Source organism: Clostridium sp. AF35-15, from assembly GCF_003477745.1.
GTDB lineage: Bacteria > Bacillota > Clostridia > Lachnospirales > Lachnospiraceae > Otoolea > Otoolea fessa.
This window is the reverse complement of sequence record NZ_QUDY01000001.1, coordinates 292936-317066: the sequence shown is the minus strand read 5'-3', so window position 1 is coordinate 317066 and position 24131 is coordinate 292936. Positions and strand designations below refer to the sequence as shown.

Below are 24131 nucleotides of genomic sequence, written 5' to 3'. Positions count from 1 at the left end.
TTACAGCACCTCATGGCAGGTACGGGCGATCACGTCGAGCTGCTGTTCTCTGGTCAGATTGATAAATTTAACGGCATATCCGGAAACACGGATGGTGAAGTTGGCATATTCCGGTTTTTCCGGGTGTTCCATCGCGTCTTTCAGTTTTTCGATTCCAAAGACATTTACATTTAAATGATGCGCGCCCTGATCAAAATATCCGTCCAGGACGTGAACCAGGTTGTTTTTCCGCTCTGTCTCGGAGTGACCGAGCGCCCCCGGTGCAATCGTTTCTGTGTTGGAGATGCCGTCGAGCGCATATTCATATGGAAGCTTTGCGACCGAGTTTAAAGAAGCGAGCAGACCGTTCTGCTCTGCGCCGTAGGAAGGAGTTGCGCCTGGGGCAAACGGGGTGAATGCCGGCCGTCCGTCCGGAAGTGCGCCGGTTGCCTTGCCATATACAACATTGGAGGTAATCGTGAGGATGGAGGTGGTTGCCTCGGAATTCTGGTAGGTGTGGTATTTTTTTACTTTATGTAAAAAGGTTTTTAACAGCCATACGGCAATCTCATCGGCGCGGTCGTCATCATTTCCGTAGCGTGGGAAATCGCCCTCTGTCTCAAACTTGCGGGCGATGCCGTATTCATCACGGATGACCTTCACTTTTGCATACCGGATCGCGGAGAGAGAATCGACCACGTGGGAGAAATCGGCGATTCCGGTGGCAAAGGTACGCCGGACATCCGTGTCGATCAACGCCATCTCAGCGGATTCATAGTAATATTTATCGTGCATATAGTGAATCAAATTGAGGATATTCACATAAATGCCCGCCAGCCAGTCCAGCATCTGATCGTATTTATGCATGACTTCCTGATAATCGAGGTATTCGGATGTGATCGGCGTATACGCCGGACCAACCTGCATCGGGCGTCCGTCTTTGGTAGTGTATTTCTCGTCTCTGCCTCCGTTGATGGAATAGAGAAGGCATTTGGCAAGATTGGCACGGGCACCGAACAACTGCATTTCCTTGCCTGTCTGGGTGGCGGAGACGCAGCAGCAGATACTGTAGTCATCCCCCCAGATCGGACGCATGACATCGTCGTTTTCATACTGGATCGAGGATGTGTTGATGGAGATTTTGGCAGCATATTTCTTAAATGCCTCTGGCAGGCGGGAAGAGTAAAGGACGGTCAGGTTTGGTTCCGGGGACGGTCCCATATTTTCCAGCGTATGTAAAAAGCGGAAATCGTTTTTCGTTACCATCGGACGCCCGTCTTGTCCCAGACCGGCAACCTCCAGCGTTGCCCAGACCGGATCGCCGGAGAAAAGTTGGTTGTAGGATGGAATCCGGGCAAATTTTACCATGCGGAATTTCATTGTCATATGGTCGATTAATTCCTGTGCCTCGGCTTCGGTCAGTGTTTTTTCTGTTAAATCCCGGTTGATGTAGATATCAAGGAAGGTGGAAACGCGTCCGACACTCATGGCGGCACCGTTCTGGGTCTTAACGGCAGCGAGGTAACCGAAGTAGAGCCACTGGACGGCTTCTTTGGCATTGGAAGCCGGACGGGAGATATCAAAACCATAGATGGCAGCCATCTCCTGAATGCCCTTTAGAGCGCGGATCTGCTCGGCGAGCTCTTCCCGCTGGCGGATGATGTCATCAAACATGGCACCATTTCCGCAGCGTTCCAGATCCTTTTTCTTTTCCTGAATTAGGAAATCAATTCCGTACAGGGCGATCCGGCGGTAGTCGCCTACGATTCGGCCGCGTCCGTAGGTATCCGGAAGCCCGGTGACAATATGGCAGTGGCGGGCGGCTTTCATTTCCGGGGTATATGCATCGAAGACGGCCTGGTTGTGGGTTTTGTGGTATTCGGTAAAGATTTTATGAAATTTTGGATTGACATGGTAGCCGTAGGTTTTGGCGGCTTCCTCCGCCATCTTGATTCCGCCGAATGGCATAAATGCCCGCTTGAGTGGTTTGTCGGTCTGAAGTCCGACGATGCGTTCCAGATCTTTAAGCTCCGGATCGATATATCCCGGACCGTAGGCGGTCAGGCTGGATACGATTTCAGTTTCGCATTCGAGCACACCGCCCTTTTCGTGCTCTTCCTTCTGAAGCTTTTGAAGGCGTTCCCAGAGCAGATGAGTGGCACTGGTCGGGGCAGCGAGAAAGCTTTCATCGCCATCATATTGCGTATAGTTGTTCTGGATGAAATCGCGGACGTTCACTTCGTCGGTCCATTTGGAGCCCAGAAAATCTCTCCAGGCCGTTTGGAAGATAGGTGTGTTTTGGAATGTTTGATACATAGCAGACATGTGTTTCCCTCCTGGTTGAAAAATTTCGATCCCAGCAGAGACAGTGAGAGTGAAAAAAAGTAAAAAAAATACCCACGGTCTGTGCTGTGACGCCCAGACGGTCGGCAATTTCCAGTCATACTTCATGTGGTTAATCCACTTATCCGTCAGTTGTATGACTGCTATGTTTAAGATATATCAGAACCGAAGAGGAATGTCAAGCTATATTTTGGGGAAGAGGTAACGGTTCAAATCCGTAGCTGTTCATAGTAACAAAAAGAGTGCCGGAAAGAGTGGACATTTGGCAAATGACTTGATAAAATGAGTAAAGTTTTAGGGCAGATGGGAATGAAAAAGGGATAAAAAGTTGCTGGGCACGATGCTTGAACAGTAATGATGAAACCTGAATTTGACAGAAATGACAGAAGTGAGGAAGAAAATGCTGGAAAAATTTTGTGTCGGGCTGGTGCGGATTTTGTTGGGAGGAATTCTTTTTTTCCTGACACTGCTCAGCGCGGTTGTGACCTGCCGGGTCTATGGAGGTTCTGAGATTGTACAGTATGGAAGGGACAGTCTGTTTCTGCACCTGTTTTTTGGTGCGGGTGTGATTGGACTGACGGTGTTTTACAGGCGGAGAAAGGAACGAAAGTGCCGGAAGAACCAGTGGCTTCTTTTAGCGGCTGCTGCCTATCTTTTTTGGATTCTCCTTGTCCCGTCCTGGGGCGGTTCTGACTCCCATCAGTGTATGGCGTCCGCGCAGGGACTTCTGCAGGGCGATTTCAGCGCCTGGGAGCCGGTGGCGTATTCATATGGGACAGCGGAAGGACCGCTTGGGTATGCGTACACTTACCCGTCTCAGAACGGGCTGATTCTCTATATGGCAGTGCTGGCATTTTTCTTTGGAGATGCGGCGTATGTAGTTTTCCAGATTTTAAATATCGGATTTTTTATTCTGGGAATCGTGAGCCTGCAGCGGATGATGGTCTGGGGAAACGAAAGGTGCAGCTTGCTTTTGTGGATGGCGTGCTGTCTGCCATTTTCTTTCTATATCCTCTTCGTGTACGGCACGATGCCAGGATTTGGACTTTCGTGTCTGGCGATGGAACGTCTGGTGCGGTATGTGGAAGAGGGGCGGGGAAGAGACTTCTGGATTGGCGCGGCAGCAGTAGCGGCGGCGGTGATCCTCAAGTCGAATTATGAGATTGTGCTGGTGGCGCTGTTTTTGTATCTGGCATCCTCGGGAGTCTTTCGAAGGAAAGCACGCCTGCTGGTGGCAGCGGTGCTTCTGATTACAGTGTATGTGATTGGAAACCGGGGGATTCAAACAGGAATTTCTTCTGTGACCGGACGCACGGTATCGGACGGTGCGCCGATGATTGCCTGGGTGCAGATGGGACTGGAGGAGAGCAAACGTGGACCGGGCTGGTACAATGGCTATCAGGTAAAACTCTTTCAGAAGGCAGATGGGGATGCGGATCTGGCGGCCGCATGGGCGCAGGCAGATTTGCGGAAAACGATTTCAGATATGGCAGAGGAACCGGCGAAAGCCGCTGATTTCTTTGTTCGGAAGATCGAGTCAATCTGGGCGGAACCGACCTTTCAGAGTCTCTGGATCCAGGAGGTGGGAAATACCTCCTGGGCGGAGGGAAGCCCGCCATGGGAGCTTTTCAAGGAAGAAGGGGGTCTGAACCGGCTCTATGTTTTTGCGGCGAATCTGGTGCAGACGTTTGTGTATGCGATGGCATGTGTATGGGTGATTGCCGGGATGAGTGCCAAAGGAAGCCGAAGTAAGCATGTCCTGATGAACCGAACATGGGAAAAGAGGATAGAAGCAGAAAAGGCAGAAAAAACTGTGAAAGCTGTGAAAAAACAGGGAATGGAAACGGTCTGGGAGAGGCAGGAACGTGGAGAAACGGACAGATGGGGGATGCTGCTTCCGGGAATCGTGTTTATTGGGGGATTCCTGTTCCATCTGGTCTGGGAGGCAAAGGGGCAGTATTCGGTGGTGTATTTTATGCTGCTGCTGCCGTATGCGTATCTGGGGATGGAAAGAGTGGCGGATGTATTTTTAGATGTGACAGGTGCCGGGAAAGAATGATGTTTTGAGATAAAAAAGATACTGGGAACAGCCTGAAATAAGCCGTTTTCAGTATCTTTTTTATGGTTTAAAAGAGCTATGATTTCTAAAAATCCATTAAAAATTGCAATGATAAATCCGCTCCGCCGCCTGATAGAACACAGTTTCCCAGTATTTTTCCGGAATCAGCCGTTTCGTAATTTCGATGTAATCTTCATAGTTGGCGAGCGGCCAGTCGGTGCCGAACATGAGCTTATCATAGTCGCGGATGTAGGCAAGCCAGGTTTTCAGGGTGCTGATATACCCGCTCTGCTCTTCCAGAAACTCCGGAATGTCAAATTTGCCCTCTAAAAGCCCAGAGAGGTCGGCGGCGACATTTTCATTTTTCTCGACAACGGCGGCGGCATCCATCAGCCACGGGTTGCCGAAGTGGCACATGACGAACTGGACATCCGGATGGCGGACGGCGGCTTCATCGAGGGTCAGCGGATGGCTGTATTTGATGAATGCTTTGGAACCGGCGGTCTGTCCGGTGTGGATGGCAACCGGCTTTTTATACGCCTTGGCGAGGTCGTAGATCGGTTCGAAGCGCTCGTCGGTAACGTAGATGGAATCATATCCCGGATAGAGTTTGATGCCGACGCATGTATTCCGTTTTAAGTTTTCTTCGACAAGATCGCATGTCTTCTGAATCTTTTCCGGCGTCAGTTTTCGTGCTTCGACGCCGACGCAATAGCGCAGAAAATCCGGGTATGTGTGATTATCCGGGTGAACGCCGCGGTTTCCCATGACGATGCCGCCGACGATATTATATTTCTGAAAGCATTCCCGCAGATGCTCTTCGTTATTGATATGACCGGCTTCGATGGCAATCTCATCGAAATGCGGGTAACCGGGACAAAAGTGCAAATGTGAATCAATGATTTTCATAATGATAACAGGCGCCTGTATCAAAAACCTTTTGGAAAAAGAACGGCGCTGTCCTCCTTTCTGCTGTGATGTATGTCTGGAAGTTTTGAGAAAATCCGGTGCAACAAAACTTCGGGTGTATATAAATAAGAAATGCAGTGACAGTCCGGCAGGTTCATAGAGCATGCAGCAACTGTATGAAATCAACTGTTAGTGTAGTCCCAAATGGGGTGGATGTCAAATTTTTCTCCATCTGTTTGACATCCACACTATGATCTGGTATAGTGATAGCTATGCGTATTGCAAAGGGGCAAACTGCCTCTTTCTTTTTTTGTAAATATTCCGGAAGAATGCAAAAAAGATAACTAATATGATATATGAAATGTATCTCCGGAATGTGCAGACCGTTAATCAGACAATGAAAGGAATAGAATGGAAACAATCAGATTTGAAGATTTAGAGTTAGATGCAAAGATCATGCGTGCGATCACCGATATGGGGTTCGAGGCGGCTTCTCCGATTCAGGGACAGGCGATTCCGCTGGAACTGCAGGGACTGGATATCATCGGACAGGCACAGACCGGTACCGGTAAGACGGCTGCGTTTGGTATTCCGCTGTTACAGAAGATCGATCCGAAGAATAAGAAGCCGCAGGCGATCATTCTCTGCCCGACCCGTGAACTTGCCATCCAGGTATCTGAGGAGATCCGCCGCCTGGCAAAATACATGCACGGTGTCAAGGTTCTGCCGATCTACGGCGGACAGGAGATCGGACGTCAGATCCGTTCCCTCAAGGATGGTGTGCAGGTTATCATCGGTACGCCGGGGCGTGTGATGGATCACATGCGCCGCAAAACCGTCAAGATGGATCAGATCCACACGGTTGTCCTCGACGAGGCGGACGAGATGCTGAACATGGGCTTTTTAGAGGATATGGAAACCATCTTAAGCGCACTGCCGGAGGAGAGACAGACGCTGATGTTCTCAGCGACGATGCCGCAGGCGATTCAGCGGATCGCGACGAACTTCCAGAAAGATCCGCAGATTGTGCGCGTGGTCAAGAAAGAGCTGACCGTTCCGAAGGTAACCCAGTATTATTATGAAGTAAAACCGAAGAATAAGCTGGAGGTTATGTGCCGTCTGCTGGATCTCTATGATCCGAAGCTCTCAGTGGTATTTTGCAACACGAAAAAGCAGGTCGATGAGCTGGTACAGGGCTTACAGGGACGCGGTTATTTTGCAGAAGGACTTCACGGCGATCTGAAACAGGAGCAGCGTGACCGTGTCATGCGTGCATTCCGTACCGGACGGACGGACATTCTGGTGGCAACGGATGTGGCAGCCCGCGGTATCGACGTCGATGATGTTGAGGCGGTATTCAACTATGATGTACCGCAGGATGACGAGTATTATGTACATCGCATCGGACGTACCGGCCGTGCCGGACGCGAGGGCAAGGCGTTTAACCTCGTAGTCGGCAAAGAGGTTTACAAGCTGCGCGAGATCCAGCGCTACTGCAAGACCCGCATCATTCCGCAGGCGATTCCGTCTCTGGACGATGTGACCTCCATCAAGGCAGATAAGATTCTCGACCAGGTGGGCGAGGTGCTGCAGGACAGCGATCTGAGCAAGGTGATCGATATTGTAGAAAAACGTGTGCTGGAAGAGGACTACACGACGCTCGATCTGGCAGCAGCGCTGCTCAAAATGATGATGGGCGAAGAGGGCGAGGAGCTCTTAGAGGAGAACCGCCCGCTGCGTGAGCTGGAGGATCTCGAGGATGAGAGCCGCCGCAGCCGTGGTGGAAGAAACGGCAGAGGAAGCCGTGGCAGAAATGAGGACGTAGCGCGTCTCTTCATCAACATCGGAAAGAACCAGGGCATCCGTCCGGGCGATATCCTCGGTGCGATCGCCGGAGAATCCGGCATGCCGGGACGTATGGTCGGAAGTATTGATATGTTCGATAATTACACATTCGTCGAGGTGCCGAGAGAGCATGCGGACGTTGTACTGCAGGCGATGCGCGGTGCGAAGATCAAGGGCAAGAACGTGCATATGGAGAAGGCGAACCGGAAGTAAAGAGCATATTGAAATTATATTTGGCATATGCTATAATGCCATTAGGCGAAAAGACAAAAGTGTTCAAAGTGGCACAAAAACAAATCCCTCAGGTGCGGGCACACCTGAGGGATTTTATTCCATTTGGGCGAGGTGGCTTAAGCCTCTGGCTGACTACCTAACGATGTCCGTCCAACCACTTGCATATGTAATAGGCGATTACACTTGCCACGACGGACACAAGAAAAGACAGAAATATATTCAAAATGGCACACCCCCTTTCTGCACCTGTCTAGGGGTGGTAGCTGTATTAGTATATCATAAAGATAAAATTATAAAAAGTCATCTTTGAGATGTTTTGTTTGTCTCAAAGATGACTTTTTATCTTAATAACTTTAAAATTTGCTCTTACAGCTCCGCCGTAATAAAAATATCATAAATCGCTTTCACAGCCGCCTCGAAATCTGCGTTCTTCACGCCGATGATGATGTTGAGTTCACTGGAACCCTGGTCGATCATCTTGACGTTGATGCGGGCGTGTGCCAGAGCGGAGAAGATGCGTCCGGCAGTGCCGCGGGTGGACTTCATGCCGCGTCCTACGACGGCGATGAGTGCTAAATCGGACTCAAGCTCGATGGAATCCGGCTGTACCGCGCGGTGGATGTTGGAGATAACGAACTGCTCATGCTGTTCGAATTCGGACTGGTGTACGAAGATGGTCATCGTGTCGATTCCGGACGGCATATGCTCGAAGGAAATACCGCAGTCCTCGAAGACACCCAGAACTTTTCTCCCAAACCCAATTTCGGAGTTCATCATCGCTTTCTCGATGGTAACAGAGCAGAAACCAGTCTTTCCGGCGATACCGGTGATGGTGTATTTCGGCTTCCGGCAGGTATTCTCGACGATGAGTGTACCCGGATCCTCCGGCTTGTTGGTGTTGCGGATGTTGATCGGGATGCCCTCGCGGCGTACCGGGAAGATGGCATCCTCATGAAGGACGCTGGCACCCATGTAAGCCAGTTCACGCAGTTCTTTGTAGGTGATGGTCTCGATCGGAACCGGATTTTCCACGATGCGCGGGTCGGTTACCAGGAAACCGGATACATCGGTCCAGTTCTCGTAGAGGTCTGCGTGAATCGCGCGGGCTACGATGGAGCCAGTGATATCCGAACCACCGCGGGAGAAGGTGTGTATCGTGCCGTCCGGATTGGACCCGTAGAAGCCTGGGATGACGGCGCGCTCAGTGTGCGCGAGGCGTTCGGACAGCTCTTCATTGGTTTTCTCGGACAGGAATGTACCATTCTCGTCAAAGAAGATTACCTCGGCTGCATCGATGAACTCATAGCCCAGGTAATGGGACATGATGATACCGTTTAAATACTCACCGCGGGAAGCTGCGTAATCGCTGCCTTTTTTTGCGATAAAGTTTTCCTCGATGGTCTTGAACTCATAATCGAGGTTTAAATTCAACTCCAGACCGTCGATGATCTGCTCATAGCGCTCTTTGATGGCGGAGAGAAGCTTGCCGTAGCTTGCGCCGGTGGAAGCTGCCTCGTAGCAGGCATAGAGCATATCGGTTACTTTGGTGTCATTTTTGTTGCGTTTGCCCGGAGCAGACGGTACAACGTAGCGTCTGGATTTATCAGCACGGATAATATCTCCGACTTTTTTGAACTGTTTTGCGCTGGCGAGGGAACTTCCGCCAAACTTTACTACTTTCTTCATGATGTTCTTTGTTCCTTCCTAAAGTAAATATTGGGTTAATTCAGTTTCTGGATCTTCGGAAAATACTGGAACAGTACCTTGGCAACCAGTTTGTCGCGCTTGACGTATTTGTGCGTCCAGCGGCGGGCGTCGTTGGAATAGTTCCGGTTGTCGCCCAGCATGAAATAGCAGCCATCCGGCACTTCGTAGTGCTGCGGTTCCTCCGGTTCCATCGGTTCATGCAGATACGGTTCGTCGAGCGGTGTATCGGAACCATTTAAGTATACCTTGCCGTCTACGATGTCGATCGTGTCGCCCGGCATACCAATGATACGTTTGACATAGTACGTTTTGATGCCTTTCGCTTCATCATCCGGATAAATGAAAATGGCGATGTCACCCCGCTGCGGATCTCCGAATTTGTAGCTTAACCGTGAGCCGATGACGCGGTCGCCAGCCATGATGGTCGTTTCCATCGAGCTGGTCGGGACTTCGCTGTTGGCGATGATGAAATGGTTGACGCAGAATGCGATAATAGCGGCGGCAACCAGAACCTGAATCCAGCTTATGACCTCGTCCTTGAGATTGAAGCCTTCCTTGCGGCTCTTGCCCTTCTTGGATTTTGCGGCATTTCCGGTACCTGAAGCGTTGTTGTTCTCTTCGGGCGTATCTTCCAAATCGTGTTCCGAAGAGTTCTGGCCTGGCTGGTTGATGCCGATTTTTCCGGCGCGGAGTTCATCGAGCATCTCATCCAGTTCCTGATCGGAACGCCCGGAGAAATTGCTTCGGGACGAAATATGGTCTCTATCTTGATCTTCCATATATATCTCCTCTCTCTGCTGTTGCTGTCTGTGTGACGTTATCTTATGGCACTTTCAGTTCCAAAGGTGTCTGCTACGGCAGTAACGTTTGTGCAACGCATGAGCAGTAATAGGCTACTGTAAATGGTAACCTTCTGACATAATAGTGTATATGAGATGCCTTGATTTATCAAGTTTTTTCACGAAATTTCGGGAAAATTCATAAATGTTTTGAAGTGTATGATTGTATTATTGGGCGCGGGATGCTAAAATGAAGCTAAAACCAAAAACCACAAAGGAACGCAAGGGGGCGTATGTATGGATAAAACATTATACGATCTGATGGACTGGGCTGGAATTGAAGAAATTGTCTATTCGGAAGCGGCAAACCCGCACCGGATGCTGGGAGCCCATATGACGCCGGAGGGAATGCTGGTACAGGCGTTTATTCCGACGGCGCGCGATATTACGGTCAAACTTTCGGCAACCGGCAAGCAGTACCAGATGGAGATGGCGGACGAGACTGGCTTTTTTGCGGCGCTGATTCCGCGCAAGACTCTGGCGGATTATACCCTCCTTGTGTTTTATGATAATGGTACGTTAAGCGAGATACACGATCCGTATTCCTTTGCACCGCAGTTTACGGAATCGGATTTGAAGAAATTCGAGGCGGGCGTCCACTACAGCATTTATAATAAGATGGGCGCGCATCCGATGACGGTCAAAGGTGTGAGCGGCGTCTATTTTGCAGTCTGGGCGCCGGAAGCGATGCGCGTGAGTGTCGTCGGTGATTTCAACCTGTGGGATGGCAGACGCAGCCAGATGCGGCGGTTGGGAGATTCGGGCGTGTTTGAGATTTTTATCCCGGAGCTAAAAAAGGGCGCTGTTTATAAATATGAAATTAAGTTCAAGAACGGCGACCCGGCGCTGAAGGCGGATCCGTATGCGAACTATGCGGAACTTAGACCGAACACGGCATCCATCGTCTGGGATCTGGACGAATATAAATGGAACGATCAGGACTGGATGAAGAAACGGGCGGCGCTCGACACGAAGACGGCGCCGATGTCGATCTATGAGGTGCATCTCGGTTCCTGGATGCGAAAACCGACCGAGGTGGATAAGAGAGGACGCGAGATTGTCGGATCAGAGTTTTACAATTACCGTGAGATCGCGGTCAAGCTGGCGGAATATGTGAAGGAAATGGGGTATACCCATGTGGAACTTCTGCCGGTCATGGAACATCCGCTGGATGCTTCGTGGGGCTATCAGGTGACGGGATATTACGCACCGACCAGCCGCTTCGGCACACCGGATGATTTCATGTATTTTATGGATTACCTGCACGGACAGGGGATTGGCGTTATCCTTGACTGGGTTCCGGCACATTTCCCACGTGATGCATGGGGCATGGCGCAGTTTGACGGAAGCTGCCTCTATGAGCACAAGGATCCGAGACAGGGGGCGCATCCGCACTGGGGTACGCTGATCTACAACTACGGCAGACCGGGGGTTTCAAACTTCCTGATTGCGAATGCGATGTTCTGGGCGGACCGCTATCACGCGGACGGCATCCGGTTTGATGCGGTGGCGTCGATGCTGTATCTGGATTATGGCAAGAATCCGGGTGAATGGATTGCCAATATGTACGGCGGTCATGAGAATCTGGAGGCGGTCGAGTTCTTAAAGCATCTGAACTCTGTCTTCAGGGGACGCAAGGACGGCGCGATTCTGATTGCCGAGGAATCGACGGCATGGCCGAAGGTTACCGGTGACGTGAAGAACGGCGGTCTTGGCTTTGATTATAAATGGAACATGGGCTGGATGAACGATTTTCTGGGCTATATGGAGCAGGATCCATATTTCCGGTGCCACCACTACAATGAACTGACCTTCAGCATGATTTACGCCTACAGTGAAAATTTCGTCCTCGTTTTCTCACATGACGAGGTGGTTCACGGAAAAGGTTCCCTGGTCAATAAGATGCCGGGACAGACGTTTGAGGACAAGTTTGCGAACCTGCGGGCGGCATACGGTTTTATGATGGGACATCCGGGCAAGAAACTCCTCTTCATGGGACAGGATTTCGCCCAGATGGATGAGTGGAATGAGAATGCATCGATCGAGTGGGAGCTGCTGCAGTATCCGATCCACAGCCAGATGAAGGAGTATGTGAAGGAGTTAAATCACTTTTATACCAGCCATCCGGCACTCTATCAGAAAGATTATCAGACGGAAGGCTTCGAGTGGATCAACTGCATGGATGCAGCGGACAATATCATTGCATTTCTCCGGCGCGGCGCGGATGAGACACTGCTCTTTGTCTGCAACTTTGCCCCGCAGCTGCATGAGAAGCTGACGGTCGGCGTACCGTTTAAGGGAAAATACAAAGAGATTTTCAACAGCGATGCGGAGAAGTTCGGCGGAAGCGGAAAGGTCAATCCGCGTATGAAGTCCTCGAAGGCAGAGGAATGTGATGGAAAGGAAAATTCCATCACGATCCAGCTGGCGCCGCTTGGCATCAGCGTCTTCAACTGCACGCCGACGGAGCCGGAGAAGAAAGAAAAACCGGCGAAGGCGAAAAAGACGACCCACAGCACTAAGAGTGTAAAAGAAAAGGCTGAAACCGATCTCCAGAGCATGATGGCGGATGCAGCGGCGGCATTCAATGGAAAAGCCGGGGGGACAGCTGCTGCGGCAGCAGAACGCCTGGCGGGTATTTCAGATAAGCTGGCAGAGGCGAAGGCGGGGCTTTCCTCCAAGATTATCAGTCTGTCCTCGATTGCGAGACGACAGGCGGGATTGGAAGAAGGTCTGGATAAAAAGGTGGGAAAAGAGTAAGTACAGGAAGGAATGAAATAGATGGCAACAGCGGCAGAGCTGACAGGCGAGGAGATCGCGGCGGTAGCAGAGTCACTATCGGATCCGGCAAATTTGAACGTGGATACGATGGCTGCGATCATGCACCGGATTGGCCCGGGGCTTATGGCATTGGGACAGAAGGTACTGGTGGCGCTCATCATTTTCCTGATTGGACGTAAGGTCATTTCGATGATCGAGAAGATGCTGTCCCGCTCGATGGAGCATGCCGGTATGGATGTGGGTGTGACTCGTTTCCTGCGGGCGCTGACCCAGTTTGTGATGAATGTCTTCCTGCTTTTTATGATTGCAGGGCAGCTTGGCATGGACAGCGCCTCGATTGTGGCGGTTCTTGGCGCGGCAGGTCTTGCGCTGAGTTTGGCGCTCCAGCAGAGTCTTGGAAACTTTGCGGGCGGACTCTTGATTTTAATTATGAAACCGTTCCGGGTGGGGGATTATATCATTTCCCCGTCCGGGGAGGGAAGGGTTTCGATGGTCGGGCTGGTTTACACGACTATCCTGACAACCGATAATAAAGCAATTACCATCCCGAATGGCACCCTTTCAAACTCAACCGTGACCAACGTGACGGCGATGGACAAGCGGATGCTGGAACTCAAGGTCGGTATCGCCTATGAGGCAGATATCCGGACGGCAAAGGCAGTGTTAGAGCGCGTTTACAGGGAACATCCGATGGTGAAGAAGGACGAGGACATCAAGGTATTTGTGGACAGCCTGGGCGACAGCAGCGTGGTGCTTGGTATCCGGGGCTGGGTAGAGACGTCCGATTACTGGCAGACGAGATGGGACATTCTGGAACGGATCAAGCTGTCATTTGACGAGGCGGGCATCGAAATTCCATACAACAAGATGGATGTACATTTGAAACAGTAGCAATCGTTTAAACAGTATAAGCAATATAGACAGAGGAACAACCATGATTGACAGAGCGGCAAAATTCGCAGAACAGGCGCATAAGGGCGCACACCGGAAGGGAACCAGAATTCCGTATATCGTTCATCCGCTGGAGACGGCGCTGATTGCGTCGATGCTGACGAACGATGAGGAGATACTGGCAGCGGCACTTCTGCATGATACGATCGAGGACACGGGTGTGACCTACGAGGATTTGAAACAGGAGTTTGGCACCCGGGTTGCGGATCTGGTCGCGGCGGAGAGCGAGGATAAGTCCAAAACCTGGATTGAGCGCAAGGGGCACACGCTGGAACATCTGAAAACAGCGAGTCCGGCGGAGAAGATCCTGACGATGGCGGACAAGCTGAGCAATATCCGCAGCATGGCGCGTGACTATCTGTTGGTCGGGGAGGAGCTCTGGCAGCGGTTTAATATGAAGGACAGAGAGAAACAGGCGTGGTATTACACGTCGATGATAGACCTTTTAAAGGACTTGAATGAGACACCGGAATATCAGGAATATGTGCGTCTCTGCGGCAAGGTATTTGGCGGGATCGCAGGGTGTTGTAGTTTACAAAATATATGAACGGCAGCATAAAAACAACATAGGATGACAATGAGAAACTGCAGCAGCCAGTCAGAAAGAATGGCTGTCGGAGAAGGATGGTAGGTTCTGAGATTTTGCGGAAACGGAAAGGTCATTCAGTTCAGTAAAAGGGGAAGAGACATGATTTTAAAAGATATTTGGATGGATGTAAAAGCGGTTCAGGAGCGAGATCCGGCTGCGAGAAATGCATTGGAGGTACTACTTTTATATCAGGGCGTACATGCCCTGATCTGGCACCGGGTGGCGCACTGGTTTTATGAGCACCATATGTTTTTCATTGCGCGCCTGATTTCACAGGTGGCACGTTTCTTTACATTGATTGAGATTCATCCGGGTGCACAGCTCGGACACGGTATTCTGATTGACCACGGCTGCGGCGTTGTCATCGGTGAGACGGCGGTGGTCGGCGACAACTGTACGATTTACCAGGGTGTGACGCTGGGCGGTGTCGGAACACAGAAGGGTAAACGTCATCCGACGCTGGGAAATAATGTGACGGTCGGTTCCGGCGCAAAGATTCTCGGTTCTTTCGAGGTCGGTGATAACTGTTCCGTAGCGGCAAATGCGGTTCTGCTCCGCCCGCTCGAGGAAAATACCACGGCTGTCGGCATTCCGGCGCGTCCGGTCAAGAAGGACGGCGTGGCGCTGCCGAAGAAGCAGAAGATGATCATCGGCGAGGACGATCAGCGTATTTTAGAGCAGATCGACGCGCTCCGGAAAGAGCTTCAGGAACTTAGAGAAGAGTCGGCAAACCTGCGGAAGGAACTGGAGGCAGTGCGGGCAGGACAGGAGAAAGCCTGACACAAAATTATTCATAACGCCCCTTTCGGCTGCATAAATTTCTTTGAGAGAAATGCGTGCGGTTTGGAAAGGGGCGTTTTTTATGATAGAGCTGATCAAAAAAGAGATACATATGAATCGGCAGAGGGGGACGGCGGTGTCGCAGCTGACGCTGGATGATGATTTTATTGTGCCGGATGCGCTGGATGATGCGGTGCAGATACTGCTGTCAGACGGGGAAGTTCAGATAGAAAATTCACGGATTCAGGGAGAAAAGGTGCTGATCCGGGGAAAGCTTGTGTTCCGGGTGCTGTACCGCCGGGAGTCGGGCGGGCTGCAGGCGATGGGCGGGGAGATTCCATTTGAGGAAACGGTCAATGTGCCGGAGCTTTCGGAGCGCGACTATACGCAGATCGTATGGAATATCGAAGATTTGAATATTACCATGATTCATTCGCGCAAGCTGAGCGCCAAAGCGGTGCTGACGCTTACGGTGCGGGCGGAAAGCCGCGTCGATGCGCAGGCTGCCGCGGACGTCGAGACGGACGATGCGGGGCTGCAAGTCCTGAAGAGAAGCGTTCCGGCAGCGACGCTTGCAGTGCGGCGCAAAGATATCTACCGGGTCCGGGAGGAAGTAAGCGTATCGGCAAATAAGCCGAATATTGAGACGATTCTCTGGCAGGAGATGCGTCTTCGGGATGTTTCGGTGCGCCCGTTGGATGGAAAACTGCATCTGGACGGTGAATTGTCGGTGTTCCTGATTTACAGCGGCGAGGGCGAGCACACGCCGGTTCAGTGGTTGGAGGAGAGTATTCCGTTTTCCGGTGAAGTGGAACTCTCGGAGGCGGTGGAGGAGATGATCCCGGCGGTCGGGGTCCGGATTCTTCATGCAGAGGCGGACAAAAAGCCGGACAGCGATGGGGAGATGCGCGAAGTGGAAGTGGAGGCGGTGCTGGAGCTGGACATCCGACTTTATAAAGAAGAATCAGTGGAACTTTTAAGCGATCTCTATTCGACCGGCTGCGAGGTCGTGAGCGAGCAGGGGGAGGTGTGCTTTGACCGGCTTTTGACGCGCAACAGCTGCAAAATGCGGGTGGGCGGAAGCGTTTCTTTTCAGAAACCGGATCGAATTCTGCAGATTTGCCACAGCAGTGGGATTGTCCGGCTGGATGAGAGCCGCCCGTCAGAAAACGGTCTGGCGATCGAGGGAGTGCTGGAAGTCAGTCTCCTGTATCTGACGGATGATGACGCGGCGCCGGTCGGGGCAATTTCTGAGGTTCTGCCATTTTCCGGCACGGTCGAGGCGGAGGGGATCCGGGAAGACTGCGTCTGGCAGTTGAATCTGGGGCTGGAACAGCTCGGCGCGGTGATGCTGGGTGGCGGTGAGGCGGAGGTCAAGGCGCAGCTCACGGTGGAACTGCTTGTATTCCAGCCGATGCAGGAAGCGGTGGTTACATCCGTGCAGACACAGCCGTTCGATTTAAAGCGCTGGGAGCAGCAGCCAGGGATTGTGGGTTATATTGTGCAGCCGGGGGATTCTCTGTGGAAAATTGCAAAAAAATTCCACACGACGGTGGATCAGGTGCGGGAAATGAATGAAATCGACGGGGAGGAAGCCGGTGCAGGGGAGCGGCTGCTTCTGATCAAAGAGGTAACGGCGGGTAACTGTTCATAGGTAGGAATTTTAGAGAGAAAAAATCGTTTCTGTTCACGGGTGGGCACTTTTGGGACCGAAAGTGCCGTAAGAAAACGTGGTGGCAGCAGGAATTTGCCGTATTGAAATTCGAAGCCACGGCAAATTCCGTTACTGGACACGTATGCGTGTACAGTAACAAAAAATCCAGCCGGAATGGTTGCATTTGGGGGAAAACTTTATATACTATTATTGTAACGGTTCAATATCTTCACAGTTACAAGCAAAAATCCATGCAGATTTGACTTTGACAAAGGATTTTCGCCTTGTAAGCCAGGAAAACGCATCCGGCCGGTGCTTGATGATAGATCCGGGGAAGGAGTTTCCCGAACCGGGCGGTGCCCGTGCATTGCAAGGCGCGGCGCCGTTTACATAGGGCATCCGGATGCGTTTTCCTGTGTACTGAGAAATTTTTGTCGGGAGTGCGAACCATAAAGGCAGGATGAGGCATGAATTATACATATCTTTTGCGCTGCGCGGACGGAACCTTGTACTGCGGGTGGACGAACCATCTGGCAGCGCGGGTGGCGGCACACAATGCCGGGAAAGGTGCAAAATACACGAAAACCCGCCGTCCGGTAGTGCTGGCATACTATGAAGAATATGCGACGCGCAGCGAGGCGATGCGCCGGGAGGCAGCGCTCAAGAAACTGACCAAAAAGGAAAAAGAGGCGATGGCAGCGCTGGGACGGACGGAGCTTCCGGTGGATGACGAGACGTAGATATATCGCGCCGGGGCAGATTATGTACGAAGAATTGGTACAAACAATAGCGGTAAAGGCAAGAAACAGCAGTAGAAATTGGTAACTGTTCAGTAGGTCTGCACATTTACTGTGCTGACCGTACGAAAACATGGGTCAGCAGGCAAAAATCCTATTGCCGTAGGCAATTTTTAATGGATTTTTGCGCGTGACTGTGAAGGTACTGAACAGTTACAGAAATTGAAAGATAGAGAGAAAACAGGAGCGGATAGGTACAGTGAGAAAAAGTAGAAGAAACAAAGGATGTATAGTGATGGCAACAGTCCTTCTGGCAGCGCTGCTTGGCGGCTGTTCGTTTCTATCGAAGGAGGCAGACGCGACGGAGGTTTCCAGCAAGGCGGAAACGGAAAGTCCGGGTGCCACACAGGAGTCGGAGACTGAGACAGCTGAGACAGAGGAGACACAGGAGAGCCATGAGGCTGCCGAAGACGAAGAAAGCGGGGAAGAGGAAACCGAGGACCATTTCGTGGAAAAGAAGATCGTGGTGGCAACGGATATGCACTATTTTGCCGAGAAACTGGCAGGAAACCGCTGTGATTCCTTTGTCGGAATGGCGAGGGGCGGAGACGGGCGCGTGCTGGAGTACGGCTGGGAGGTCATGGACGCCTTTCTCGATGATATGAAGAAGGAAGATCCAGACCTCCTGATTCTGAGCGGAGATCTGACGCTGGACGGAGAGAAAGCGAGCCATGAGGAACTGGCAGAACTTCTGGAAGGACTCAGCGAGGCGGGAATTGAGGTCGCGGTTATACCGGGAAACCACGATATCAATAACCCGGATGCCCGCCGCTATACGGCGGATGGAGCGGAAAAGGTGGAGTCCATCACAGCGGACGAGTTCCGGGATATCTATGCTGATTTTGGCTATGTAGCGGCGGACAGCCGGGATCCGGCATCGCTGAGTTATCTTTATAAGATAGACAGTGCAAACTGGGTGCTGATGCTGGATTCCTGTCAGTATGAACCGAAAAATGAGGTCGGCGGCATGATCCGCCGGGAAACGTATGAGTGGATGGAGCCGATTCTGGAAGAGGCGGAGCGGGAAGGCGCCCGCGTGATATCCGTCAGCCATCATAACCTGCTGGATGAGAGCGGAGTGAGCCGGACCTTTTATGACAACTGTACGATCGAGCACAACGAGGAACTGGTGCGGATGCTGTCGGATCATGGCGTGCGCCTGCACTTGAGCGGACATCTGCATATCCAGCATTATAAGGAAGACGAGGACACGGGCATCTATGAGGTTGTGACGGGTTCCATGGTGATGGCTCCGTGCCATTACGGGATTGTCCGCATCTGGAACGACGGGACCTACCAGTATAATGCGAAACCTGTCGATGTGGACGGCTGGGCGATACGCCACTCGTACCACAACCGAGATCTGGCAGATTTTACGGCTTATTCGGAGTCGATCCTGCGTCGGGCGGCAATCCGCGATGCAATTCGGGATCTGAATCGCCATATCGAGGATCGCCATGCATTTTTTACGGACGAGAAGAAACAGGAAATGGCTTCGTACTACGCGGATCTGTGCGTGAATTATTATGAAGGACGGATGTATCAGATCGAGGAAGCCGCAAAGGAAAATCCAGTGCTGGAAGATTGGAACAAGATCGGCTATGTCAGCGAACTGAGCGATTTTTTGCAGAATATCCTGGAGGACGAGGCGAAGGACTACGGGCATCTGAAGATTCCGAGCGTACATTAAATAAAAATGGAGGTACCAGGAGGCATGGGAGAGACAAAAAAACAGCGTTCGCCGCTGACAACGCTCTGCTACATTGAAAAAGACGATTCATATCTGATGCTGCACCGCATTAAGAAGAAACAGGATGTGAATGAAGGAAAATGGATTGGCGTCGGCGGACATTTTGAGGAGAATGAAAGCCCGGAGAACTGCCTGCTGCGCGAAGTGAAGGAGGAGACAGGGCTGACTCTGACTTCCTGGCGCTTCCGCGGAATCGTGACGTTTATCGCGAAAGGCTGGCCGACGGAATATATGTGCCTGTACACGGCGGATGGATTTGAGGGAACGCTTCGCGAATGTGACGAGGGCGAGCTTGCCTGGGTGGCGAAAAAGGATGTATCGGCTCTGCGGCTCTGGGACGGCGATCGGATCTTTTTGAAGCTTCTGATTGAAAGGGATACGTTTTTTTCATTGAAATTGTCATATGATGGGGACGAGCTGATAGAAACTGAGCTGGACGGGGTAAAAATTACATACAAATAAGCACGCAACTGCGGGTTGGTTGGGGAACGAGGGTTCTGCAGTGCGTGCTCATGAGGAATAATCAATATATGGGAACCGATTTTGGGGAAAATCGGGGTGGTTGGCTATGCCAGAAAGATAAGAAGATGAATTATTTTCTCTTGTTCCTTATCTTTAACTTGATTATATATCATTCATCGTATATAATCAAATATAAATAAGAAGATAATTATTATAAATTTTTTGTTATAGAATCACAAGTGGACAAAAGTGCCGGAAACCCTGTAGATAAAGGGGAAAGAATGGAACAGAATGAGAATGTTCACGGGCGGGAAGTTTCGGGATGAAATATCCCGCAGGATGCAGCGATGAGAAAAAGCAGGGTACATAGGAGGAAACATGTTCGACGGAAAAGAGTATGTATACGCGGTCTACGAGGAAAAGAGTTTTTCGAAGGCGGCGCAGAAACTGTATATTACGCAGCCGGCGTTAAGCACGGCGATCAAGAAGGTGGAGAAAAAGATAGGAACTCCGATTTTTGACCGGAGCACCTCTCCGATCGGACTGACGCCGGGCGGTGAAGTTTATATCGACGCGATCGAAAAGCTGTTTGCGCTGGAACAGAACACGCTCAATCAACTGAATAACTTAAATGGGCTTCTGGCGGGCAAGCTGTCGGTTGGCGGAACGATCTTTTTTACCTCGTTTGTACTTCCGGGCGTGTTGAGCGAGTTTTCCCATCGGTATCCGCAGATCAAGATTGATCTGCAGGAGGGCACGACCACACAGCTGACCGATAAGCTGGTTGCCGAGGAACTGGATCTTCTGATCGATAACTCGGAACTGGATGACAAAAATTATGAAAAGTATTATTATAGCACGGAGAGAATTATTCTGGCTGTTCCGAAGAGTTTTCCGATCAATGAGGAGCTGACCCAGTATCAGCTTACCGCGGAAGATATCCGGGCAGGACGCCACAGTCAGGCGGAGTTCCCGGTACTGCCGCTGCCGCTCTTAAAGAGTACTCCGTTTATCTTCGTCAAAGAGGAAAACAGTATTTACAAGCGCAGCATGAAGATGTGCAGCCGCCAGAATTATTCGCCGAATATTATCATGAAACCGGACCAGGTTGTCTCTGCGTTCAACATGGCAGGACGGGGCGTGGGCGCGACCTTCATCCCGGATGGCCTGATCGTCAATCTTCCATATGAAGTGCCGCTGTGCTTTTACAAGATGAATGAAGAGCTGGCGGTCCGTTACGTTTATTTGTACAAGAAGAGAAATAAATACCTCACGAAGGCGATGGAGGAGTTTATCCGCGTGGCAGTCGGCGACGAGGCGTTCCAGAAGGTACGGGAGCAACGGGAGAAAGAGAATCAGGAGAAGAAAGGTTCGGATAAGAAGGGGGATAAATAATGCGAAGAGGAGAACGTGCGATTGAGTCGAAAGACGGGCAGAAAGCCATTTTGGAACACTGCCGGGTGTGTAGTCTCGCCTTTTCCGGGGATGAATACCCGTATGTGATCCCGTTAAATTATGGTTTTGTGTGGAACGAAGACCAGGAGATGCCGGTGCTGTATTTCCACGGCGCTCCGGTGGGAACGAAGATTGAGCATATGGAGCGCGACAACCGGGTGGCATTCTGTGTGCAGAATGAAAAAGAGATAAAGATTCTGGAACCGGCATGCAGAAGCACGATGATTTATGAGAGTGTCTGCGGGACTGGACGGTTATCCCGTGTGGCTGCTCCTGGGGAGAAAGGAGAGGCACTGACAAGGATCATGCAGCAGTATGACCCGGAGGGCGGACCGTATGAGTTTGCTCCGGAGGTAGCGGCGAGAACCACCGTCCTCTGCCTGCGTGTGGAAACTCTGACAGGTAAGAGCAATGCGCCGAAACCGGAGCAGCCATGAAACAGTTAAGACAGATGTCGATTCTGGTGCGGGGGGCACAGCTTCTGCTGCTGGTCCTCGCACTTTTTCTGGTTGTATGGCTGGTGCCGGATGCAGGGAAAAAGCATGCATCCGGGACGGAAGCTTCGGAAGCTGAGACAGATGGCGGCGATGTGGCGGAGAATGAAAAAAATAGAGCCGCCGGGAATCTGGAGGAGGATGAATCATCCGCCGGGGAAGTGATACAGGATGATGCAGATGAGAACGCTTCGGATGGAGAAACGGCTTTAAAGCGCCGGACTTCCCGGAAACAGCTGTATAAAAGAAAAAAAGAGCCCCAGAAGGCACAGGAAGAGACAGTTTATATGCCGCCGACCATCTGGCTGGCGACGGATCTTCACTATCAGTCCCCGCAGATGACAGATTTCCAGTCGGCGTTTGATACCTATACGATGGGAAATGATGGGACGATCGTGCCGTATCTGGATGAGATTACGGAGGCATTTCTGGAGGAGGTGCGGACGGCGCATCCATCGGCACTGGTTTTGAGCGGAGATCTCTCCCAGAATGGTGAGAAAGCAAACCATGAAGCGCTTGCAGAGAAGCTAGAGCGGGTGCAGGCAGCGGGAATTCCGGTGCTGGTGATTCCGGGCAACCATGATATTAACCACCCGTGGGCGGCAACGTATTTTGATGATCAGGTATCCCCGGCAGAGGGAACAAGTTCGGAAGAGTTTTACCAGATTTACCATAAGTTTGGCTATGATCAGGCGGTGTCCCGGGCTTCGGATTCGCTGAGTTATGTTTACCGCCTGGATGAAAAATATTGGCTGATGATGCTGGACAGCTGCATGTGTGAACCGGTCCATGAGACGGGCGGAAAGCTAAGCGAAGAGACGGTTGCGTGGATGAAAACACAGCTGGAGGAGGCGAAAAAACAGGGTGTGACGGTCATTCCGGTTTCACACCACAATCTGCTGGATGAGAGTACACTCTATCCGGAGGAATGCACGATTGAAAATACGAAAGAAGTGACCGCGCTTCTGGAAGCATATGGAGTTCCGGTGTATTTGAGCGGGCATCTGCATTTGCAGAGAATCAAGAAGCATACGTCAAATCTGAATACACCGGGCGGATATGGAATCCGGGAGATAGTGACTTCTCCGCTTCCGATGGCGCCGTGCCAGTACAGTATCCTAAACTGGCAGACGGATGGCAGTCTGTCCTACCATACAAAAAAGGTAGACATAGCAGGCTGGGCGCAGCGCTACGGGGAAGAAGACGAGAATCTTCTCAATTTTGATGCTTATGCGGATCAGTTTCTGGTAGATGTGATTTCGAAACAGGCGTTTAAGGCGCTGCAGTCGGCATCAAAGGATATCAAAGAAGAGATGGCAAGGCTCTATGCCGATATGAACCGTGATTATTGTTCGGGCACGAAGATTGATGTGGCAAAGATCAGAAAAAGCGAGGCATATCAGTACTGGATCCGTTATAGCGGCAATGATTTCTGGCTGGCAAGGCTGCAGGCGATCCTGCACGATGCCCGGACGGACAACACGGTGCTGGAGCTGAAAGCGGGTGTGGATTTCCCGCTGCCGGGGGAGACGATAGAAAACCCGGAGAATGCAGAAAAAGAGGAAACTGTCGGAGCAGATGCGGGCAGTCCGGCAGAGGAGATACAGAAAAAGGAGGAATCATATGGACTACGAGGGAATTGTATACAGACCGCCGAGTGAGGCGCGCAGCCTGATCATTCAGGTGACGATCGGATGTGCACACAACACCTGCGGCTTTTGCAATATGTATAAAGAAAAGAAGTTCCGGATCCGGAGCCTGGCGGAGATTCTGGCAGATTTGACGGAGGTTTCGCACAATCCGTATGCGCCGTATATCGAGAAGGTATTTTTGGCGGACGGCGATGCGCTGGTTATGAAAACAGAGGATCTTCTGGTAATTCTGGATGCGATCCACCGCCTGTATCCGGGCGTGAAGCGGGTGGCTTCCTACGGAACGGCACAGGATATTTTGCGGAAATCGGAAGAAGAGCTGATCCGCCTGCGCGAGGCGGGACTCGGAATCGTCTATGTGGGCGCGGAATCCGGCGACAATGAGATTTTAAAATATATCAATAAAGGCGTGACGGCGGAACAGACCATTGAGGCAGGGCAGAAGCTGAAACGCTGCGGCATCGCGACCTCAGTGACGCTGATTTCGGGGCTTGGCGGACGCAGCAAGGTGGAAGAACATGCCCTGTCCTGTGCGAAGCTCATCACGGCGATGAACCCGGAGTACGCATCCTTCCTGACGCTGCGCCTGTACGAGGGCACGCCGATGTATGCAGATGTCGTGGAAGGGCGGTTCCAGCGGATAACCCCGGATGAAATTGTGGATGAAATGGAAATTTTCCTGAAAAATGTGGATTCTCCGGGCACTGTATTCCGGACGAACCATGCGTCGAACTACGTGATTCTGGCGGGAACCTTAAACGGGGATATCCCGGCCATGCTTAAAAAACTGGAGGAGGCAAAGAGAACGCATCATTACCGGAAATTCCGGGAGACTGGCGATCTCTTATAAG

General features: G+C 51.4%; 18 protein-coding genes and 1 riboswitch. Of the genes, 14 read left to right on the top strand and 4 right to left on the bottom strand.

Annotated features, from left to right (window positions below; genetic code table 11):
* Positions 1-2295, bottom strand: a complete 2295-nt coding sequence (gene pflB, locus DWZ76_RS01560) for a formate C-acetyltransferase (RefSeq protein ID WP_118471783.1) — start codon at positions 2293-2295, stop codon at positions 1-3.
* Positions 2296-2388: 93 nt separating this feature from the next.
* Positions 2389-2468, bottom strand: a riboswitch (ZMP/ZTP riboswitch).
* A 254-nt stretch (positions 2469-2722) separates the two neighbouring features.
* On the opposite strand from pflB, the gene DWZ76_RS01555 reads away from it, so the two are divergent.
* Positions 2723-4381, top strand: a complete 1659-nt coding sequence (locus DWZ76_RS01555; RefSeq protein WP_118471560.1) for a hypothetical protein — start codon at positions 2723-2725, stop codon at positions 4379-4381.
* Positions 4382-4477: 96 nt separating this feature from the next.
* Here the strand turns inward: DWZ76_RS01555 and DWZ76_RS01550 are convergent, their stop codons facing one another.
* On the bottom strand, positions 4478-5290 hold the full coding sequence (locus tag DWZ76_RS01550) for an amidohydrolase family protein (protein ID WP_022359467.1): 813 nt from the start codon (positions 5288-5290) through the stop codon (positions 4478-4480).
* A gap of 411 nt (positions 5291-5701) precedes the next feature.
* Here DWZ76_RS01550 and DWZ76_RS01545 point away from each other — a divergent pair, with 411 nt between their 5' ends.
* Positions 5702-7348, top strand: a complete 1647-nt coding sequence (locus DWZ76_RS01545; RefSeq protein WP_107000818.1) for a DEAD/DEAH box helicase — start codon at positions 5702-5704, stop codon at positions 7346-7348.
* 387 nt (positions 7349-7735) lie between these two features.
* On the opposite strand, the gene DWZ76_RS01535 is transcribed toward DWZ76_RS01545, so the two are convergent.
* Both DWZ76_RS01535 and lepB read right to left on the bottom strand, forming a co-directional pair.
* Positions 7736-9055 (bottom strand): aspartate kinase, encoded by a 1320-nt coding sequence (locus DWZ76_RS01535; RefSeq protein WP_107000817.1) that lies wholly within the window; start codon positions 9053-9055, stop codon positions 7736-7738.
* 35 nt (positions 9056-9090) lie between these two features.
* Positions 9091-9603, bottom strand: a complete 513-nt coding sequence (lepB, locus tag DWZ76_RS01530) for a signal peptidase I (RefSeq protein ID WP_227589452.1) — start codon at positions 9601-9603, stop codon at positions 9091-9093.
* Between the two features lie 549 nt (positions 9604-10152).
* Between lepB and glgB the strand changes: the two genes are divergently transcribed.
* From glgB to DWZ76_RS01470, 12 genes are all read left to right on the top strand, one after another.
* Complete coding sequence (gene glgB, locus DWZ76_RS01525) at positions 10153-12675, top strand: 1,4-alpha-glucan branching protein GlgB (protein ID WP_227589443.1); 2523 nt, start codon at positions 10153-10155, stop codon at positions 12673-12675.
* Positions 12676-12696: 21 nt separating this feature from the next.
* Positions 12697-13587 carry a mechanosensitive ion channel family protein gene (locus DWZ76_RS01520; RefSeq protein ID WP_118469049.1) on the top strand — a complete coding sequence of 297 codons (891 nt, stop codon included), beginning with the start codon at positions 12697-12699 and terminating at the stop codon, positions 13585-13587.
* Positions 13588-13630: 43 nt separating this feature from the next.
* On the top strand, positions 13631-14194 hold the full coding sequence (locus DWZ76_RS01515; protein ID WP_118469051.1) for an HD domain-containing protein: 564 nt from the start codon (positions 13631-13633) through the stop codon (positions 14192-14194).
* Positions 14195-14335: 141 nt separating this feature from the next.
* Positions 14336-15016, top strand: a complete 681-nt coding sequence (gene cysE, locus DWZ76_RS01510) for a serine O-acetyltransferase (protein WP_022359459.1) — start codon at positions 14336-14338, stop codon at positions 15014-15016.
* A gap of 82 nt (positions 15017-15098) precedes the next feature.
* Positions 15099-16670: an SPOCS domain-containing protein gene (locus tag DWZ76_RS01505; RefSeq protein ID WP_118471558.1), complete on the top strand. Its 1572-nt coding sequence runs from the start codon at positions 15099-15101 to the stop codon at positions 16668-16670.
* A 467-nt stretch (positions 16671-17137) separates the two neighbouring features.
* Positions 17138-17410: a GIY-YIG nuclease family protein gene (locus DWZ76_RS01500; RefSeq protein WP_118469055.1), complete on the top strand. Its 273-nt coding sequence runs from the start codon at positions 17138-17140 to the stop codon at positions 17408-17410.
* Positions 17411-17702: 292 nt separating this feature from the next.
* Complete coding sequence (locus tag DWZ76_RS01495) at positions 17703-19157, top strand: metallophosphoesterase (protein ID WP_107000812.1); 1455 nt, start codon at positions 17703-17705, stop codon at positions 19155-19157.
* A 24-nt stretch (positions 19158-19181) separates the two neighbouring features.
* The gene (locus DWZ76_RS01490) at positions 19182-19679 is read left to right on the top strand and encodes an 8-oxo-dGTP diphosphatase (RefSeq protein WP_107000811.1); all 498 of its coding nucleotides are present in this window, start codon (positions 19182-19184) and stop codon (positions 19677-19679) included.
* Positions 19680-20057: 378 nt separating this feature from the next.
* Positions 20058-21074 (top strand): LysR family transcriptional regulator, encoded by a 1017-nt coding sequence (locus tag DWZ76_RS01485; protein WP_022359453.1) that lies wholly within the window; start codon positions 20058-20060, stop codon positions 21072-21074.
* Positions 21074-21571 carry a pyridoxamine 5'-phosphate oxidase family protein gene (locus DWZ76_RS01480; RefSeq protein ID WP_107000809.1) on the top strand — a complete coding sequence of 166 codons (498 nt, stop codon included), beginning with the start codon at positions 21074-21076 and terminating at the stop codon, positions 21569-21571. Before DWZ76_RS01485 ends, DWZ76_RS01480 begins: the two co-directional genes overlap by 1 nt.
* Positions 21568-23289, top strand: coding sequence for a metallophosphoesterase (locus tag DWZ76_RS01475; RefSeq protein ID WP_107000808.1), 1722 nt, complete (start codon positions 21568-21570; stop codon positions 23287-23289). Before DWZ76_RS01480 ends, DWZ76_RS01475 begins: the two co-directional genes overlap by 4 nt.
* Positions 23252-24130, top strand: coding sequence for a radical SAM protein (locus DWZ76_RS01470; RefSeq protein WP_117796508.1), 879 nt, complete (start codon positions 23252-23254; stop codon positions 24128-24130). The genes DWZ76_RS01475 and DWZ76_RS01470 overlap by 38 nt, the downstream gene beginning before the upstream one ends.
* Position 24131: the final 1 nt, after the last annotated feature.